The 18,583-nt window shown below is 68.9% G+C and carries 18 protein-coding genes; 8 read left to right on the top strand and 10 right to left on the bottom strand.

Going from position 1 to position 18,583, the window contains the following annotated elements:
* The 4 genes from ctpC to BN972_RS04155 form a co-directional block, all read right to left on the bottom strand.
* A partial coding sequence (ctpC, locus tag BN972_RS04140) for a manganese-exporting P-type ATPase CtpC (RefSeq protein WP_036353195.1) occupies window positions 1-1,545 on the bottom strand: 1,545 nt, incomplete at its 3' end.
* A 3-nt stretch (window positions 1,546-1,548) separates the two neighbouring features.
* Window positions 1,549-1,830 carry a DUF1490 family protein gene (locus BN972_RS04145; RefSeq protein ID WP_036353197.1) on the bottom strand — a complete coding sequence of 94 codons (282 nt, stop codon included), beginning with the start codon at window positions 1,828-1,830 and terminating at the stop codon, window positions 1,549-1,551.
* Between the two features lie 107 nt (window positions 1,831-1,937).
* Window positions 1,938-2,612, bottom strand: coding sequence for a TIGR03089 family protein (locus tag BN972_RS04150; RefSeq protein ID WP_051545270.1), 675 nt, complete (start codon window positions 2,610-2,612; stop codon window positions 1,938-1,940).
* 49 nt (window positions 2,613-2,661) lie between these two features.
* The gene (locus tag BN972_RS04155) at window positions 2,662-4,152 is read right to left on the bottom strand and encodes an LCP family protein (RefSeq protein WP_390176179.1); all 1,491 of its coding nucleotides are present in this window, start codon (window positions 4,150-4,152) and stop codon (window positions 2,662-2,664) included.
* Window positions 4,153-4,216: 64 nt separating this feature from the next.
* Between BN972_RS04155 and rfbD the strand changes: the two genes are divergently transcribed.
* Genes rfbD through manB form a run of 3 tightly spaced genes read left to right on the top strand, consistent with a single transcriptional unit; the run spans window position 4,217 to window position 7,095 of the window.
* Window positions 4,217-5,110: a dTDP-4-dehydrorhamnose reductase gene (gene rfbD, locus BN972_RS04160; protein WP_036353205.1), complete on the top strand. Its 894-nt coding sequence runs from the start codon at window positions 4,217-4,219 to the stop codon at window positions 5,108-5,110.
* Window positions 5,103-6,014: a glycosyltransferase family 2 protein gene (locus BN972_RS04165; protein ID WP_036353207.1), complete on the top strand. Its 912-nt coding sequence runs from the start codon at window positions 5,103-5,105 to the stop codon at window positions 6,012-6,014. Before rfbD ends, BN972_RS04165 begins: the two co-directional genes overlap by 8 nt.
* Window position 6,015: 1 nt before the next feature.
* Window positions 6,016-7,095, top strand: a complete 1,080-nt coding sequence (gene manB, locus BN972_RS04170; RefSeq protein ID WP_036353210.1) for a mannose-1-phosphate guanylyltransferase — start codon at window positions 6,016-6,018, stop codon at window positions 7,093-7,095.
* Here the strand turns inward: manB and BN972_RS04175 are convergent.
* From BN972_RS04175 to cofD, 4 genes are read right to left on the bottom strand one after another with little or no spacing between them, the layout of a single operon-like run.
* Window positions 7,073-7,597, bottom strand: coding sequence for an NUDIX domain-containing protein (locus tag BN972_RS04175; RefSeq protein ID WP_080696786.1), 525 nt, complete (start codon window positions 7,595-7,597; stop codon window positions 7,073-7,075). The genes manB and BN972_RS04175 overlap by 23 nt on opposite strands.
* A gap of 32 nt (window positions 7,598-7,629) precedes the next feature.
* Window positions 7,630-9,222: an Eco57I restriction-modification methylase domain-containing protein gene (locus BN972_RS04180; protein ID WP_036353213.1), complete on the bottom strand. Its 1,593-nt coding sequence runs from the start codon at window positions 9,220-9,222 to the stop codon at window positions 7,630-7,632.
* Entirely contained in the window at window positions 9,219-10,568 is a 1,350-nt protein-coding gene (locus BN972_RS04185) for a coenzyme F420-0:L-glutamate ligase (RefSeq protein WP_200869713.1), read from the bottom strand. Before BN972_RS04185 ends, BN972_RS04180 begins: the two co-directional genes overlap by 4 nt.
* 11 nt (window positions 10,569-10,579) lie before the next feature.
* A complete protein-coding gene (gene cofD / locus BN972_RS04190) occupies window positions 10,580-11,566 on the bottom strand; it encodes a 2-phospho-L-lactate transferase (protein ID WP_036353218.1) in 987 nt (328 codons plus the stop codon).
* A gap of 351 nt (window positions 11,567-11,917) precedes the next feature.
* Here cofD and BN972_RS04195 point away from each other — a divergent pair, with 351 nt between their 5' ends.
* Entirely contained in the window at window positions 11,918-12,268 is a 351-nt protein-coding gene (locus BN972_RS04195) for a WhiB family transcriptional regulator (RefSeq protein WP_065121571.1), read from the top strand.
* Window positions 12,269-12,282: 14 nt separating this feature from the next.
* On the opposite strand, the gene BN972_RS04200 is transcribed toward BN972_RS04195, so the two are convergent.
* Window positions 12,283-12,702, bottom strand: a complete 420-nt coding sequence (locus BN972_RS04200; RefSeq protein WP_036356497.1) for a metallopeptidase family protein — start codon at window positions 12,700-12,702, stop codon at window positions 12,283-12,285.
* Between the two features lie 170 nt (window positions 12,703-12,872).
* Here BN972_RS04200 and BN972_RS04205 point away from each other — a divergent pair, with 170 nt between their 5' ends.
* The 4 genes from BN972_RS04205 to manA all read left to right on the top strand — a co-directional run bounded on the left by BN972_RS04205 (window position 12,873) and on the right by manA (window position 17,143).
* Entirely contained in the window at window positions 12,873-13,352 is a 480-nt protein-coding gene (locus BN972_RS04205; RefSeq protein ID WP_200869696.1) for a DUF3499 domain-containing protein, read from the top strand.
* 89 nt (window positions 13,353-13,441) lie between these two features.
* A complete protein-coding gene (locus tag BN972_RS04210; protein WP_036353228.1) occupies window positions 13,442-14,839 on the top strand; it encodes a phosphomannomutase/phosphoglucomutase in 1,398 nt (465 codons plus the stop codon).
* A complete protein-coding gene (locus BN972_RS04215) occupies window positions 14,836-15,903 on the top strand; it encodes a hypothetical protein (RefSeq protein WP_036353231.1) in 1,068 nt (355 codons plus the stop codon). Before BN972_RS04210 ends, BN972_RS04215 begins: the two co-directional genes overlap by 4 nt.
* Before the next feature lie 7 nt (window positions 15,904-15,910).
* Complete coding sequence (manA, locus tag BN972_RS04220; protein ID WP_036353234.1) at window positions 15,911-17,143, top strand: mannose-6-phosphate isomerase, class I; 1,233 nt, start codon at window positions 15,911-15,913, stop codon at window positions 17,141-17,143.
* On the opposite strand, the gene BN972_RS04225 is transcribed toward manA, so the two are convergent.
* Window positions 17,127-18,542, bottom strand: coding sequence for an FAD-dependent oxidoreductase (locus BN972_RS04225; RefSeq protein ID WP_036353237.1), 1,416 nt, complete (start codon window positions 18,540-18,542; stop codon window positions 17,127-17,129). The genes manA and BN972_RS04225 overlap by 17 nt on opposite strands.
* Window positions 18,543-18,583 lie beyond the last annotated feature (41 nt).

Here is an 18,583-nt window from a genome sequence, read left to right on the forward strand (position 1 = left end):
CTCCGCCGCCTTCCTGGACACCTTGACCGTCTCGGCGCGCAACAGGCCCGGACTGCCCAGCAGCAGGGTGCGGCCGTCGGCCCAGGTGCGCATGCCCAGCCCCACCAGCACCTCGCACTCCTCGTGCGGCGGGATGCTGATGTGCCGTTCCTCGGTCGAACGAATGACGGCCTCGGCCAGCGGGTGCCGGGAGTGGATCTCCGAGCTCGCGGCGTAGGCCAGCACCTGCTCGGGCTCCCAATCCTTGTGCAGCGAAACGATATTGGTGACCACCGGGCGTCCGACGGTCAATGTCCCGGTCTTGTCGAACACGATCGCGTCCACCCGGCCGGCCTGCTCGAGGTGCGATCCGCCCTTGATCAGGATCCCGCGGCGGGCGCCGTTGCCGATTGCGGCGCTGATGGCCGTCGGGGTCGACAACCCGACCGCGCACGGGCAGGCGATCAGCAGCATCGTCATCGCGCGCCGGACGTCGCCGGTGATCAGCAAGGTGACAGCGGAGACGATGAACGAGGTCGGCACGAAGCGCCGCGAGAAGTTCTCCCCGACGGTCTGGATCGGTGCCCGATCATGTTGCGCCTCTTCGACTCTGGAGATGATCCGGCCGATGGCGGTCTCGTTGCCGACGGCCTCGGCGCGCACCACCAGCCGTCCGCGCACCACCACCGAGCCGGCGTGCACGTGTTTCCCGACGGTGACGCTGACCGGCAGGTTCTCGCCGGTGATCGCGGATTGATTGACCACCGCCTCGCCGTCGACCACCTCGCCGTCGACCGGGATCGCGACGTGGTCGTGTACCACCACCTCGTCACCGATCTGCACGGAGTCGATGGCAACCTGGACCTCGGTGCCATCCGTCAGGCGAATCCACGCCGTGTCCTGGTTGCCGCGCAACAACTCCGAGATGGCGCGCCGGGTCCGGCGCAGCGTCAGATCCTGCAGGTACTCGCCGATGTTGAGCAGCCACAGCACGGTGAGGGCGACGACATTCTCTCGGAGGATCAGGCTGGCCACCGTCGCCGCCGACACCAGCGCGTCGGTGCCCAGCTTGCCCGACCCGACCGAGCGCAACGCGCCGCGCAGGAACGGGTAGCCGGTGAAGATGGTGACGCCGGTGGCCACCACCCGGCCACTGGGGCCCAACAGGGGTGGGCGGGCGAACACGTAGCGGCGCACACCGAGCAGCACCAGCGCGGCGCCACCGATGACCATCCGCAACACGTCACTGTTGCGGATCTCCGCGGAATGCGGGTCGCGCACCGGAATCAGTTCCGCGCTGACGTGGGCGGCGTCACTGATCGCCGCCAGCACCGCCTCGCGGTCGCAGCGGCGCGGGGAATACCAGACCACCACCGAGCCGGTGCGCGGATAGGCGTGCACGACTCGCACGCCGTTCTGTTTGGCGACGGCTTCCTCAACGGCGACGGCGCGCCGCGAGTTTGAACGAACCCAGTCGACGCGCACCCGCATCCGGCCGGCGGCGTCCGATATCACTTCCAGGGCGGGGTTCGTTGGCTCGAGGTCAGGAACCAGCGCGAGGGCCATGGCTCAGTGATCGTGATCGTGGACGTCACCGACGGCCGGAGTGGGTGCCTCCTCACCGATCCGTTCGCGCGCCTCGGCCATCACGTCGGCGATCTTGAGCCGGGCGGACTCGGCGGCCACCTCGGCCTTGCGGGTGCCACGCAGGCCCAGCTCGGCCCCCTTGACCGCCGTCTCGTGCAGCGGCGCCTTCTTGGCGGCTTTCTTGAGCACTTCGTAGGCGGTCACCCCGGCCAAACCGGTGATCACCGTCGAAGCTGCCTTCGCCAAGAGCACTTGCACCGCCATTTGCACGACCCTCCTCTGTGATGTGTTCTGCCCTCGAAGCTAACATCGAAATATTGCGATATCAATATGTATTGGGCGGCGGACGTTACTGGCGGCCTGGCCAGGCACTACAACACCCGCGTGACCTTCTCCATCTCGATGCGCCGCGGCAGTGCCGCTTCGTCGGGATTGGCCACCTGGACCAGCGATCCGCCGACGGACAGGATCGCCAGCAGCCCGTCCACCAGCTGATCAGGGCGTCCCCAGGTGGCGGTGGACAACACCCGATCCGTCGGGGTCAGGCCCTGCTTCGCCGCGGATTGCGCACAGGCGGCCAGCAGTTGGGCCGGTGATTGGCCGGCCAGCGCGGGACCGGGCTGCGGCTCGGGAACGATCTGGTCGCCGTGCACCCGCACCGCGGTTGCGTAGTCGGTGACGCCGACTGGCAGGTCAGCAACCGGGCGCCCGAACGGGTCGAGCGACAGCACCGCAACCTCGCCGCCGGCCACCGCGTCGTCGGCTTCGTCGAGCCGGTCGACGGTGCACAACGCGATGTCGGCGGGCCCGTCCAGCACCGCCTCGGCGCCGATCCACCACACCCCGAAAAGCACCGCCGCCGTCTGCCAATGCGCGGGCAGCAGGACCGATACCTGGCTGGCCGGGCCGGCACCCAGTTCGTCGCGTAGCAGGTTGGCGGTCTTGGCCGCCCAGTTGGCCAGCGTCACCGCCGAGAGTTCGATGCGCTCGCCAGTGGCGTCGTCGTAGTAGGTGATGCGCGGGCCGACCGGGTCGGTGCGCAGCATCGGATCGAGGATCCCGGCGCTGAGCGTGGTCAGTGGTTGCACTGAGTGGTCAGTTTATGCACTCGGGGTTCTCCGAGCCCGCGGTGAGGATCGGCGACGGAGCCGGGACGGTGCTGCCATTCGGCGAGCCGGCATTGGTGACGCGGGCCTGCTGGGTGATGGTCCCGCCGTCCAGTCCCGAGCCCGGGCCGGTGTAATCGCTGGCCAGGACCACCCGGACCGTGCCGGCCGGCAGCGACGCATCGGCGACGATGGGCAAGCCGCCGAGTTGCTTGGCGACCTCCTGGGCGCCCAGGTCGTCGGTCTTGGCGGCGCGCACCTGGCTGTTCTTGACGTGCCCGCCGTCGTTGTTGCCGACGGTGCCGGGGGTGAAGCCCTTGGAGGTCAACACGTCCGACACCGCCGAAGCCAGCCCGTTGATGTCGGTGTCGTTGACGACGTTGGCGGTGGTTTTGGCCGGCGTGTAGGCCAGTTCCTCGGTCTTGCCTTGGTCCTGCTCGTGCAGCAGGCCGGCGACCCAGTCCTGGACCTGGTGTGCGTCCACCCGCACCACGCTCTGCATTCCGTCGTCGCTCCAGCCGGCGCCGTCGAGCACCGGGATCGTCGCGAACGCGACGTTGCCGCCGGTCAGCTTCGACACCTGCTGGACGAAATCCATGATGTTCCAACCCGATGACAGCACCACCGACCGCTGCACGGCCTGCTCCAGCCGCTTCATCGTGGCGGGGCTGGACAGCGTCTTGCCGGAGATGACCCGGTGGGCGAGCGAGGCCATCACCGCCTGCTGCCGCACCACCCGGTCTAAGTCGCCGCGCGGCAACTCATGGCGCTGACGAACGAAGCTCAAGGCCTGCGGCCCGTTGAGTCGCTGGCGGCCGGCGGGAAAGTCGGCACCCGAAAGAGGTTCGTAAACAGCGTCTTTGAGGCAAACCTCGACGCCGCCGAGTGCGTCGGCGATCAGCGCGAAGCCCAGCAGGCCGATCTCGGCGTAATGGTCGACGGTGACGCCGGTGAGGTCGGCGACCGTCTTGATCAGAGCTTCCCGTCCGGCTTCGGTGCCCGCCGCGGCGGCTTCGGCGGCCGATGCGCCGGCCTGCACGAGGTTGACCCGCTTGGTCTCACGCGTCTGGCCGTAGACGCCGTTGATCTTGGTCTTGCCCAGGTTGGGGGCCGCAACATAGGAGTCGCGGGGGATGGAGATCGCGGTGGCCGACTTCCCGTTGTTCGGGATGCGGATAAGGATGATGGTGTCGGTGTTGGTGGCTTCCTCGTCGCCTGCCCGCAACGACGCCAATTCCTCGGCCGACAGCGGGTTGCCGTGCGCGTCGGTCCGGCTGTCCAGGCCGACCAGCAGGATGTCGATTGCGCCGTCGTCGCCGCCGTGGCCGAGCGAGGGTGCGGACATGTGGAAGATGCCGTCTTCGAACGACCGCACGTTGCTCCAGGCGACCCCGGTGCCGAGCACGACAGCGATCGCCAGCGCCCCGGACAGCAGCCGAATCACATGAGAAACACGAGCCACACTTTGCGCAGGCATCACTGTAGGCTACTTGTGCAACAGTCGCTTTCCGGGTAGCCCGGCTCGGCGTGCCAGACTCGATCACATGTCAGGAAGGCTTGTGGTCACCGGAGCCGGGGGACAAGTGGGCAGCCTCGTGACTGCGCGCGCGCAGCGTGCGGGCCGGGAAGTGCTGGCCAGCACCTCGTCGGAATGGGACATCACCGACCCCGACGCCGCGGTCAGCCACATCCAGAGCGGCGACGTGGTGATCAACTGCGCGGCCTACACCAACGTCGACGGTGCCGAAAGTGACGAGGCCGGCGCCTACGCCGTCAACGCCAACGGCCCGGAGATCCTGGCCCGCACCTGTGCTGCCGCCGGAGCGCGGCTGATCCACATCTCGACCGACTACGTCTTCAACGGTGACTTCGGCGATGCCCGGCCCCGCCCGTATGAGCCCGGCGATCCGACCGGGCCGCAGAGCGTCTACGCCCGCAGCAAGCTGGCCGGCGAACAGGCCGTGTTCGGGGCATTCCCGGAGGCCGTGGTGGTGCGTACCGCGTGGGTCTACACCGGCGGGCTGGACAGGAGCGACTTTGTGGCCGTGATGCAGCGGCTGGCCGGTGGTGACGGCCCGATCAAGGTGGTCGACGACCAAGTCGGCTCGCCCACCTACGCCGACGACGTGGCCGTCGCGCTGCTGGAGCTGGCCGACAGCGATCTGCGCGGGCGCCTGCTGCACGCCGCCAACGAGGGCGTGGTCTCCCGGTTCGAGCAGGCCCGCGCGGTGTTCGAAGAAAGCGGCGCCGACCCGCACCGCGTCCAGCCGTGCACCAGCGACGAATTTCCGCGGCCGGCGGTACGGCCCCCGTACTCGGCATTGTCGGGCCTGGAGTGGGCCGCGGCGGGCCTGACGCCGTTGCGGCCCTGGCGCGATGCGCTGGTTGCGGCACTGACGGCGGCTTCGAATCGACCGTTACCCTCTATGCGTGACTGACGTTCTGCCGGTCGTGGCCGTGACCTACTCGCCGGGACCGCACTTAGAGCGGTTTCTGGCGTCCTTGTCCCTGGCCACCGAGCGGCCGGTGCATGTGCTGCTGGCCGACAACGGCTCCACGGACGGCACACCCGAGGCGGCCGTCGAGCGCTACCCCAATGTGCGGCTGCTGCCCACCGGGGCGAACCTGGGTTATGGCACCGCGGTCAACCGCACCGTCGCCGTGCTCGATCAGCAGGACGAACCCTATGTCGACGAGTGGGTCATCGTGGCCAACCCGGACGTGCAGTGGGGCCCGGGCAGCATCGACGCCCTGCTGGACGCCGCCAGCAGGTGGCCGCGCGCGGGTGCGCTGGGTCCGCTGATCCGTGACCCCGACGGGTCGGTGTACCCGTCGGCCCGGCACCTGCCCAGCCTGATCCGCGGTGGCATGCACGCGGTGCTCGGACCGGTCTGGCCGCGCAATCGATGGACCCGGGCCTACCGCCAGGAGCACCTGGAACCCAGTGAACGGCCGGTGGGCTGGCTGTCCGGGTCGTGCCTGTTGGTGCGCCGGTCGGCGTTCGAGCAGATCGGCGGCTTCGACGAGCGCTATTTCATGTACATGGAAGACGTCGACCTCGGCGACCGACTCGGCAAGGCGGGTTGGCTGTCGGTCTACGTGCCCACGGCCGAGGTGCTGCACCATAAGGGCCACTCCACCGGAAGCGATCCGGCCCGGCATCTGGCCGCCCACCACCGCAGTACCTATATCTTCTTGGCGGATCGGCATTCCGGATGGTGGCGGGCTCCGCTGCGCTGGACCCTGCGGGGATCACTTGCGGTGCGTTCGCGAGTGATGGTCCGCAATGCCGTACGCAGATCCCGCAAGGTGGAGCCGAACGTGGCAGAAGGGCGGCGTTGAGGTGGCTACTCACCCGGTCGATGCGGTTGTCCTGGTCGGCGGCAAGGGCACCCGGCTGCGGCCCCTCACGCTGTCCGCGCCCAAGCCCATGCTGCCGACCGCCGGGCTGCCCTTCCTCACCCATCTGCTGTCGCGGATCGCGGCGGCCGGGATCGAGCACGTGGTGCTGGGCACCTCTTATCGGGCCGAGGTGTTCGAGGCGGAGTTCGGCGACGGGTCCAAGCTCGGGCTGCAGATCGAGTATGTGACCGAAGAGAACCCGTTGGGCACCGGGGGCGGCATCGCCAATGTCGCCGGCAAGCTGCGACACGACACGGTGATGGTCTTTAACGGCGACGTGCTCTCCGGCGCCGACCTGGGCGAACTGCTGCAATTCCACGCCGACCACCGCGCCGATGTGACGCTGCATCTGGTGCGGGTGGGAGATCCGCGTGCGTTCGGCTGCGTGCCCACCGACAGCGAAGGCCGGGTCACTGCCTTCTTGGAGAAGACCCAGGATCCGCCGACCGACCAGATCAACGCCGGCTGCTACGTCTTCCAGCGCGACATCATCGACCGGATACCCCGCGGCCGCGAAGTCTCCGTGGAACGCGAGGTGTTCCCGTCGCTGCTGTCGGACGCCGACGTCAAGGTGTGCGGCTATGTCGACGCCACGTACTGGCGCGACATGGGCACCCCGGAGGACTTCGTCCGTGGTTCGGCCGACCTGGTGCGCGGCATCGCGCCCTCGCCGGCGCTGCGGGGTCAGCGTGGCGAGAAGTTGGTGCACGACGGCGCGGCCGTGTCGCCGGGCGCGCTGCTGATCGGCGGCACCGTGGTCGGGCGGGGCGCGGAGATCGGTGCCGGCGCACGGTTGGACGGTGCGGTCATTTTCGACGGGGTGAAGGTGGAAGCGGGCAGCGTGATCGAGCGGTCGATCATCGGCTTCGGCGTGCGTATCGGCCCGCGGGCGCTGATCCGCGACGGTGTGATCGGCGACGGCGCCGATATCGGCGCGCGCTGCGAATTGTTGCGCGGGGCGCGTGTGTGGCCGGGCGTCTCCATTCCCGACGGTGGGATCAGGTACTCCTCCGACGTTTAGTGCTCGCGCAACTCACCAGGTACGCCAACGCGTGATCGGTGTCCGGCGGCAGGTCGTCGGCGGGCCACCAGCTCAGGTCAACCGACTCGTCGCTGAGCACGATCCGCGCGCCCGTCGGCGCGTGCGCGACGAATTGCAGATCCAGGTGCCGGGTCGGCACTCCCAGCGAGCACGTCACCGGGTGCACGTGCAGCGCCACGAGCCTGGGCTCGACACGCAAACCGCTGATGCCGGATTCCTCGGTGGCTTCGCGCTCGGCCGCCGCCAGGATGTCCTCGTCACCGGGTTCACAATGCCCGCCCAATTGCACCCAACGTCCCAGCCGCGGGTGCAGGGTCAACAGCACGCGGGTGCCACTGTCGTCGAGCACCACGGTCGAGGCGGTGATGTGGCCCGGTTCGCACTCGCGCAGGCAGGCGTCTTCGCGGGCCAGCACGAAGGCCAGCACGGCATGCCGCAGCGAATCCTGGGCCGGATCGGGAGCCGGCCATTCGCGCAGCATCGCGATCACCGAGTCCCGCAGGCTCGCCGCGCTCACCGGGATCGCCGCCGCGTCCGGCGCTCCCGCAGCGCCACCCACGCCGCGCGGCACTGCGCCACCGTCTGCGCCGGCCAGCCCAGCCCGTCCATCAGCACCCGCCGGTCCACCACATCGAGCGCCTTCTCGATCTCGTTGGCGCGCAACAGCAGATCGACGTCGGTGGCCAGGTCCGGGTCGGCGCAGGACGGCGCGGGGATGGGCAGCCGCTCGGCTTCGGCGGGCTCGAGCTCCAAGATGCCGCCGCCGTAGCTGCGGCCCATGGTCTCGGCGAATGCGAACGTGGCGCTGTTGTGAAAGACCGCGGCCAGTGCGCGCGGGTCGGTGCCGGGCCCGACCCGGACCCGGTGCACGGTGTCGGTGCTGGTCGCCGCCGCGGCGTTCACCGTCAGCCGCGGCGCGAGATGAATCTGGCGCAGCATGAACAGGTCCGGGGTCCACAGCGACGGCGTGATCCACCACGGTTTGCGCAGCGAGCACTTGTACCCGCGGTGCACCCCGGCCGCTTCGCCCGCATCGATGTGCGCCCGCAACGCGGCATCGCCCGGTTGCGCGGGGGCGTGCAGCAGCCAGGTCCGGTGCCCCGCCTCGACATCGCCGGCGCGGCAATCGAGGTCGTAGACCAGACCGGACAGCTGGGCGCTGCGAGACACGAGCGGCACGCAGTGCGATGTCAGCTCCAACTCGTGTGCCTGGGCGTCGGTAAACGTGAAGAAGCTGTTGCGGCCCGTCACGATGCCGACGTCGACGGCCGCGACGCTGCCCAGCGACGTCATCGTGCCTTCGGCCCGGACGGCGCGCAGCGTCTGGATCTGGCCGGGGTCGAGGAAGTAGGTCGTCCACTTCTCTGCCGCATGCGACAGGGCGGGCGCCGCCGGCACGTCCAGATCGGCGTCGGCCAGCGCGTCGGCGTCGTCGAGTTGAACCGCGCGCATGTGCGCCGGAGCGTCGGAAGTGCCACGGCCCACGACACCGCAGAACAGCACCACCTCCTGCAGCACGCCACCGAACACCAGACGCCGGAAGCTCACCAGCGTGATCTCCCGGAAGCGGCTCACCAGAAAATCGCGCAGCTGCGCGGCGTAGGAGACCTGCAGCAGCTCGGCGGGCAGCACGAGACCCACCCGGCCGCCATCACGGACCAGGCCGGTGCTCGCCACCACGAACGGCACCCAGGCATTGGTGAGTTTGGTCGGAACCAGTCCTTCGGCCCGCAGCAGCTCCAATGCCGGGTCGCGCTGGTCGGCCGGCCAGTTGCCGAACCGGATATACGGCGGGTTGCCCGCGATTCCGTCCCAGGGCCCCTCCCCGCCCGCACCGCCGGTCCAGGTGAACAGGTTCGCGGTGTCGACCGGTGCGAAGGCGCGCGCCTTGGCGGCTTCGCCGGCGACGAGCTCGACGCCGTGCGCGCGATCGGTGCGGGCCGCCAACTCCCGCAGGATGCGGCCGTCGCCGCACGACGGCTCCAGGATCTTCGGCCCGGCCTGGGCCACCCAGTCGGCCAGGAAGCGGGCGATCGAGGCCGGGGTGTAGTACCCGCCGCGGATCTTGTCCGCCGAAGCCCCGGCCTTACCCGCGAACGTCTTCATCTGCGGATCAGCAGGTCCCCGACGGGTACCGGGTCGCGTAACCCGGTCGGCTCCGCGGCATAGCCGACGGCGACGGCGCCCAGTGGCTGCCAGTCGTTGGGCAGACCGAGCTCCGCGCGCACCAGGTCGGCGGCGAAGATCGTCGACCCGATCCAGCAACTGCCCACCCCACGGACGGCCAGCGCGACCAGCAGCGCTTGCACGGCGGCGCCGACGGCGACGGTGAACATGGTCTGCTCGGCATCGGTGCGGGCGGCGTCGGGGTAACTGTGGGCACCGTCGGGAACCAGCATCGGGATGATGACTTCCGGTGCGTCATAAAGGATTTGGCCCCGTGTGACACGCCGCTCGACGGAGTCGGCCGGCCTGCCGTCGGCGGCAAGGTCGGACCGCCACTTGTCTTTCATTCGGTCCAGCAGCCGGATGCGCAGCTCGGCGGTCTGCAGCCAGACGAACCGCACCGGCCGGGTGTGGTGGGGGGCGGGGGCCGTCAGCGCCTCGGCGACGGCGGCCTCGACGAGCTCCGGCGGAACCTGCTCGTCACTGAACCGGCGCACCGATCGGCGCAACAACTGCGCCTGCCGGCGACCCAGGTCGACGGCTTCGGCGGTACCGAGCCAGAACAGGTCCTCCTGACCGGCCCGCACCAGCTGCCTGGCCGTCGAACCGTCGTCGGCTGGGTCGATGCCGCGGACCACCGCCACCGGCATCGCGGTGAGCTTGCCCTTGACCAGGTCTGCGGCGGCGGCGATTTCGTCGGCCACGGCGATCTCGGTGACCACCAACGGATTGCCGTGCTGGTCGACCGCCCCCGAATAGTTGTGCAGCACCGCCAATCCCGCAGAACCGATGGCGGCGTCGGTCTGGCCGTTGCGCCAGGCCCGGCCCATGGTGTCGGTGATGATGACGGCGACCGTGACGCCGAGGCGCTCGCGCAGCCCGCTCCGCAGTGCGGCAGCGCTGGCATCAGGGTCGAGGGGCAGCAGCGCCAATTCGCCACGGCCGACATTGGATCCGTCGACGCCGGCCGCGGCCTGGACCAGCCCGAGCCGATTCTCGGTGATCAGCGTCCGCTCCTTGCGCGCCAACACGCGCACCGCCTCGTCCTGGACCAGTCTGCGGCGCAAGCGGTCTCGCTCCTGCTCGTCCTCGGGCGCGGCCACCAACCGGCCCTCGCACTTGGACACCACCTTGGAGGTGACCACCACAACGTCACCGTCGCGCAGCCAGGGCGCGGCGGCACTCACGGCCGCAGCGAGGTCGTCTCCCGGCCGGAACTCGGGAAGTCCAGGGACGGGCAGGATTTCGACCGCCGCGGCGCTGCCGTGCTCGCCGGTCGGGGGCAGGCTGGGGCCGGTCAAGTCGGCACACCCGCGAGCTCGAGCCCGGCACGCACCATTTCCGCGGTGGCCTTGGGGTCGGTCATCAACAACGGTATGGACCGCACCGCCACCCCGTCGATGTCGGCCTCGTCGCCCTCGTGCACCAGCCAGCAATCCAGTATCCCGGTGCCGCTGCGGGCGCCGAAATGCCGGCCGACGGCCTGCGCGGTGGAGTCCACACCGATCACCGAAAGGCAAGCATCGGCCATGCCTCGCAACGGTTTTCCACCAATGATGGGAGAGTAGCCGACGACCGGAGCGGCCGTCGCTCGCAGCGCGGCACGGACGCCGGGCACCGCCAGGATGGCGCCGACGCTCACGACCGGGTTGGACGGCGCCACCATGACAACGTCGGCGTCGGTGATCGCGGCCACCGCTTCAGTTGTGGCCGTTGCTTTTTCGGCACCGACAAAGGCGAAGCTGTAGGTCGGCACCTGCGCCCGGTAGCGCACCCACCACTCCTGGAAGTGAATGGCGCGGCGGGCTCCGTCAGGTTCATCGCTGATCACCACGTGCGTCTCGCAACGGTCGTCGCTGGCCGGCAGCAACTGCGCGCCCGGCTGCCAGCGATCGCACAGCGCGGCGGTGATCTGGGTCAGTGGATAGCCGGCATTGAGCATCTGGGTGCGCACCAGGTGGGTGGCCAGATCGCGGTCGCCGAGGCCGAACCAATCCGGCTGTACCCCGTAGCGCGCCAGTTCCTCTTTGGCATGCCAGGTTTCGTCACGGTGACCCCAGCCCCGCTCCGGATCCACCCCACCGCCAAGGGTGTACATGCAGGTGTCCAGGTCCGGGCAGACCCGGACGCCGTGGATCCAGGCGTCGTCACCGATGTTGACGACGGCGTTCAGAACGTGGTCGTGATCGTCACCCTGAGCAAACTGGCCCAGGCCGAGTAACTGCTGGACCCCGAGCAGGAAACGGGCGCCGCCGACGCCCCCGGCCAGAACGGTGATCCTCACATCGCAGGACAGTACCCCGCCGAGTGTGGCAAGCTGATTTCGGTAACCACTGTGGCGCAAGGGACTTGTGATCAATTTGTGCTCGACACGCCAGAGCCCGACCGCAACAGAATCGCCGAAAATTGATTACGAGATGGTATGGAATCGCGCCGAAGTGCTTGACCAGGGTCAGCAACCCGTGTCTAATCACATCAGTGTCATTTCCCGGTTGGCCGGCCGGTTCCGGTGTCGCAGACCGAGATTCGATCACTTGTTCGAATTGGGTATCTGTACATCAAAACAGTGGGAAACCATTTCACTCTCTACAAGTGAGGAGGCGGAGGCATGTCCTATGAGTACCTTCGGGGCGTAATGGGAAGCACACCGACCACTCTCGACTCTTCTGTCACAGTGCTCAAGCCAGCGGCACCTGTGCGTCCTCATTTGAGCGTGGTTCCCGATGCGCCCGCCGCATTCGAGCCCGAACCACTCCCCGAAGTGCCCGCCGACCAATGGCAGGACAAGGCGCTCTGCGCCCAGACCGACCCCGAAGCCTTCTTCCCGGAGAAGGGCGGCTCCACCCGCGAGGCCAAGAAGATTTGCTTGGGTTGCGAGGTCCGTCACGAGTGCCTGGAGTACGCCCTGGCGCACGACGAGCGGTTCGGCATCTGGGGCGGCCTCTCTGAACGGGAGCGCCGTCGCCTCAAGCGCGGCATCATCTGACGCAGACCCGAGAGTCAGTCGTCGATCGTGGGGTCGATGACCGAGGGCTCCACGTCTAGGTAGATCGCCACCTGGGCCACCAGGATCTCATGCAGCAAGTCGCCGAGCTCCACGGTATCTTTAGCCCGTCGCTCAATTGGCTTGCGGAACAGAACAATTCGCGCACGCGTAGCATTCCCGCGGACGTCGACCCCGGCCGGGATCAGCCGGGCAAGCGCGATCGGCCCGTCGGCTATGACTTCCGGCGGCCACTGCACATTCTGCGGATCCTTCGCGGCAATGCGCGGGATCTCGTCGACGGCGACATCGAGCTCGCTGACCCGCTCCTGCCAACGCCGCTCGATGGGTTCGTAAGCCTCCAGCACCGCCATGTCGAACCGCTCGGCCCGGCTGCGCCAGCCCGGCACCGTCTGCGGCAGCAACGGACCGCGCAGGTCGCGACCGCGGCGGCGTCCGCGTCGAGACACCGGTTTGCCCCCCGGCCGTCCCCGTTGACCGAAGCCGCGGGAATCGCTCACGCGCCGATGGTAACGGTTACACATCGCACCCGCCGATGCGCGTGTCCGGCGCTTGCGCGGCGTTTGCGCGCGATAGCCTTTCGAGCGTGAACGTACCCCGTCGCTGCTGCCGGCCCGGGTGTCCGCACTATGCAGTGGCAACGTTGACGTTCGTCTACTCGGACTCGACGGCGGTGGTCGGCCCGCTGGCCACCGCGCGGGAACCGCACTCGTGGGATCTGTGTGTCAACCATGCCGGCCGCATCACCGCGCCGCGCGGCTGGGAGCTGGTGCGCCATGCCGGACCGCTGCCCACCCATCCAGACGAAGACGATGAACTCGTGGCGCTCGCCGACGCGGTGCGCGAGGGTGCCGCCGGCTCGGCGCGCACCGGCGCGGCCGTCAACGGCTTCAGTGCCTATGACGGATTCGACGAAGTCCCGCGCGCGGGTGCTGCCGTCGACACGCATCTGCACGGTGCCGGATCCCACGCCACCGCGCCCAGCGGTGGTCTGCTGGCGCCGCCCGAACACCGCAACGGACGCCGACGTGGCCACCTGCGGGTACTGCCGGATCCCCCTGGCTAATTCCCGACCGTTCGGGTCTGCGACTCCGCCGGGCCGATAGGCTGGCGGCGAAGAGTCGAAGAGTTTCAGGTCGTCAGGAGCACCGCAGAATGTCGTGGCCCGCGGAGGCTGTGCACAGTGTCATCAAGGCTTATGACGTGCGCGGGCTGGTCGGCGAACAGATCAACGAGCCCTTCGTCGCCGACGTCGGCGCCGCCTTTGCGCGGTTGATGCGCGGCGAGGGAGCCGGCCAGGTGGTGATCGGCCATGACATGCGTGACAGTTCGCCGTCGCTGGCCGCCGCCTTCGCGGACGGGGTCACTGCCCAGGGACTGGACGTGGTGCGCATCGGTCTGGCATCCACGGACCAACTGTATTTCGCTTCCGGACTGCTGGATTGCCCCGGCGCAATGTTCACCGCCAGTCACAATCCGGCGGCCTACAACGGCATCAAATTGTGCCGCGCGTCGGCATTGCCGGTCGGCAAGGAGACCGGGCTGGCCGCGATCAGCGAGGACCTGATCGCGGGTATCCCACCGCAGGACAGGCCGCGCGGAGCCGTCACCGACAAAGATGTGCTGGGCGACTACGGCGAGTTCCTGCGCTCGCTGGTGAACACTGCCGGCCTGCGTCCGCTGCGGGTGGCGGTAGACGCCGGCAATGGCATGGCCGGTCACACCACGCCGGCCGTGCTGGGCGCCATCGACTCGATCACGTTGCTGCCCTTGTACTTCGAGCTGGACGGGTCCTTCCCCAACCACGAGGCCAACCCGTTGGACCCGGCCAACCTGGTGGACCTACAGAACTATGTGCGGCAGACCGGTGCAGATATCGGGCTGGCCTTCGACGGCGACGCCGACCGGTGCTTCGTGGTCGACGAACGCGGTGAGCCGGTCGCGCCGTCGACGGTGACCAGCCTGGTGGCGGCCCGCGAGCTCGGCCGCGAGATCGGCGCCACGGTGATCCACAACGTCATCACCTCCCGCGCGGTGCCTGAACTGGTCACCGAGCGCGGTGGCACGCCACTGCGGTCCCGCGTCGGGCACTCCTATATCAAGGCGTTGATGGCCGAGACCGGTGCGATCTTCGGCGGGGAACATTCGGCGCACTACTACTTTCGCGACTTCTGGGGTGCCGACTCCGGCATGCTGGCGGCGCTGTATGTGCTGGCGGCGCTCGGCGAGCAGCACCGGCCGCTGTCGGAGCTGACCGCCGACTACCAACGCTACGAATCTTCCGGCGAAATCAACTTCACCGTCGCGGACGCACCGGCCTGTGTGGACGCCGTATTGAAGGCGTTCGCCGGCCGGATCCAGTCCATCGATCACCTGGATGGGGTGACGGTGGACCTGGGTGAGGACAGCTGGTTCAACCTCCGCAGCTCCAACACCGAGCCGTTGTTGCGGCTGAACGTGGAGGGGCGCAGCATCGAGGATGTGGACGCGGTGGTCGAGCAGGTCAGCGCCGAGATCGCCGCGCAGTCGGCTGCCCGCGAAGGCGCCCCGTGAGCGCTATCGGAGCCGTGGACCTCGAGGACGCCGACGGCCTGATCGCCGCCGATCGGGACGGACTACTGCGGGCCGCGTCGGGGGCCGGGGCCCAGGTGCGTACCGTGGCCGCCGCGCTCGAGGAAGGCGAGCTGGAGTCGCTGCGCGGCGCCGACCGGGTCCGCAGCCTCATCTGGGTGGCCGGACGCGGTACCGCCGAGACCGCGGGCACGCTGCTCGCAGCGACGCTGGCCACCGCGGCCGCCGAGCCGATCGCGCTGGTCACCGAGGCGCCCCCGTGGGTCGGTCCGCTCGATGTCATGGTGGTCGCCGGCGACGATCCCGGTGATCCCGCGCTGGTCGGGGCGGCCGCCACCGGCGTACGCCGCGGGGCGCGGGTGGTGGTGGTGGCACCGTACGAGGGCCCGCTTCGAGATTCCACGGCAGGCCGCGTCGGGGTGCTGAGTCCGCGGCTGTGGGGGCCCGACGAGTTCGGCTTGTGCCGCTATCTGGCCGCCGGGCTGGCCATCCTGCAGACGGTGGACCCCAAACTGCGCATCGACCTGGCCGCGTTGGCCGACGAGGTGGACGCCGAGGTCCTGCGCAACAGCGCGGCCCGCGATCTGTTCACCAACCCGGCCAAGACGCTGGCCACCCGCATGTCCGATGCCCAGGTGGCCCTGGCCGGCGACAGTGCGGCAACGCTGGCGCTGGCGCGGCATGGCAGCTCGGTCCTCCTACGCGTCGCCCACCATGCCACGGCCGCGACCGGTCTGGCCGACGCGGTGGCGGCGCTGCGCGACGGCCCGCGCGGTTTCGCCGACCCCGCCGACGCGCTCTTCCATGACGAACAGATCGATGGCCCGTTGCCCAGCAGGTTGCGGGTGCTGGCGCTGACGCTGGCCGCCGAGCGGACGGTGGTGGCCGCCCGGGTGGCCGGTCTGGACGACGTGTATCTGGTAGGGGCGGAGGACATCCCGGAGGCTCCGGCGCCGACCGCGGTTCAGCGCGCCGAGCAGCAACTGGCAGTATTGGCCGTTCGGCTGGAGATGGCCGCGGTTTACCTGCGACTGGCACGGGGATAGTTAGATAGTGGAACTTCTACGCGGAGCGCTACGGACGTACGCCTGGGGATCCCGCACCGACATTGCCGAATTCACTGGGCGACCGGTGCCGGCTGCCCACCCCGAGGCGGAACTCTGGTTCGGGGCGCACCCCGGCGACCCGGCGTGGTTGGCCACGCCGGACGGTGAGACGTCGTTGCTGGCGGCGCTGGCAGAGGACCCCGAGGGACAGCTGGGTTCGGCGGCCCGCGAGCGGTTCGGCGACGTGTTGCCGTTCTTGGTCAAGGTGCTGGCGGCTGACGAGCCGCTGTCCCTTCAGGCGCATCCGAGCGCCGCGCAGGCGATCGAGGGTTATCGGCGCGAAGAGCGGATGGGCATTCCGGTGAACTCGCCGGTGCGCAACTACCGCGACACCAGTCACAAGCCCGAGCTGCTGGTGGCCCTGCAACCGTTCGAGGCGCTGGCCGGGTTTCGGCAGGCGTCCCGCACCAAGCAGCTGCTGCAGGCGCTGGCCGTGTCCGACCTCGACCCGTTCATCGAGCTGCTCGGCGACGGCAACCAGTCGGACGCCGACGGCCTGCGGGCGCTATTCACCACCTGGATCACCGCTCCCCAGCCGGACATCGACGTGCTGGTACCGGCCGTGCTCGACGGCGCCATTCAGTACATCAGCTCGGGCGCAACGGAATTCGCCGCCGAGGTGAAGACGGTGCTGGAGTTGGGCGAGCGCTATCCCGGCGACGCCGGGGTGCTGGCGGCGTTGTTGCTCAACCGCATCACGCTGGCGCCCTGCGAGGCGCTGTTTTTGCCGGCCGGCAATCTGCACACCTATCTGCGTGGTTTCGCGCTGGAGGTAATGGCCAACTCCGACAACGTGTTACGGGGCGGCCTCACGCCCAAGCACGTCGACGTGCCGGAGCTGTTGCGGGTGCTGGACTTCACTCCTACCCCTGAATCGCAGTTGCGCGCGCCGGTGCACCGCGACGGCCTGGAACTGCTTTACGACACCCCGGCCGACGAATTCGCGGTCGCGCTTTTGGTGTTCGGCGACGACGACCTTGGTCACGAGATCGACGCCTCGTCGCGCCACGACGGCCCGCAGATCCTGTTGTGTGCCGAGGGATCGCTGATCGTGCACGGCAAATCCGGTTCGCTCACCCTGGACCGCGGCGCGGCCGCCTGGGTAGGCGCCGACGACGGGCCGATCCGGTTCTCGGCGCAGAAGCCGGCCAAACTGTTCCGGGCTACCGTCGGGCTGTGACGGCCCGCCGTTCCCGGAGCCGTTCTTTCTGTTCGCCCAGCCACAGCCGCATGTTGTGGGCGACGGTGCGGCCGAAAATCCGCGCCGGCGGGATCATATAGAGACTGTCGAGTAGCGAGAAGCGGCGCAAAAACCATTCGGCCAGAACGGGATCGGATTCCGCGGCGCCCAGGAATTGGTCGAACAGCGATCCTGCCGACTTCCACCAGCGCGGTTGCGGGTCGGCGGTGGCGTGGTGGAAGGTGACGTCGCCGATCGCGTTCATCATCCACACCGGAAAGGTGGTCTTGGCGGTCAGCCGGTTGAGTTCGGCGGCCAGGCTGCCCTCGTGCCCGCCCTGAATGGTCTGAAGCGCTTGCCGCAAATGGCCCGCCTGCAACGACGTCATGGTCATGCCCTGCCCGAAGGTCGGGTTGAAGCTGACCACCGCGTCGCCGAACGGAACGATCCCCTCGGGAAAGCGCTCGACCTTGTGGTAGCGGCGCCACCTGCTTACCGGGAAGGCATGGAACGCCGGTTCGCCGAACGGTTCGGCTTGCAGCAGCGCCGCGTGGAAGTGCGGTGGCAGCAGTTCGTCGACGAGCTTGAGCATTTCGGGGAATGTTCGCGGGGGCTTGACGTTGGCCACCCCGAAGGTGGTCAGCACCCAGGTGCGGTCCTCGTAATGGAGCATGCCCAGGCCCAGTGACTTGTCGTGCGATGCGCCCGCGACGACGACCTTCTCCTGGATCAGGCCGTCGGGGATCCGAAACTGGTGGGAGGCGTAGTGGATGCCGATATCCACCGTTGCCTCCGGCGCGCGCTGATACCCCCACTGCTCCAGCCAGACCGGCAGTCGGGTGCCCCGGCCGGCGGCATCGACGACGAGGTCGGCGGCGACGAATTCCGGCTCGGCGCCGGGTGTCCCGGGATTCAGCAGCACACCGGTGACCCGCTGCAACGCCGGCTCGAAGCGCGGTTCTGCCACCAGGCGTTGCACGATCTCGACGTTGTCGATGCCAAGCACCCGGCGCCGGATCTGCCACTCCAGATGCGGTCGGCTGGGCACGTAGGCGGTGAATTCGTCGCGCAGGGTGTGGCCGGTGCCCAGCACGTGCCCGGCGGCCCCGAGGTGGATGCAGTCCGGCCGGTTCTCCAGCATCGGAACACCCGCGGCCACCATGTCGTCGAGCAGGCCAGGGAAGTGGCTTTCGAATTCGTTGGCCCCCCGGGCCATCAGCATGTGCAGATGCCGGTCCTGGGGGACCGTGGCGCGGTTGGCCGGTTCACCGGGCAGGTCGTCCCGCTCATAGACGGTCACCCGGTCGAAGAAGTCCGATAAGACCCGCGCGGCGCACAATCCGGCGATGCTCGCGCCGATGACTACCGCATGGTTTTTGTTCCCTATGCTCCCCACCATTTTCGCAGGGTACCCAGTACTGTGCGGTGCACAGCGAGTGG

The sequence above is a fragment of the Mycobacterium asiaticum DSM 44297 genome (assembly GCF_000613245.1).
Taxonomy (GTDB): Bacteria; Actinomycetota; Actinomycetes; order Mycobacteriales; family Mycobacteriaceae; genus Mycobacterium; species Mycobacterium asiaticum.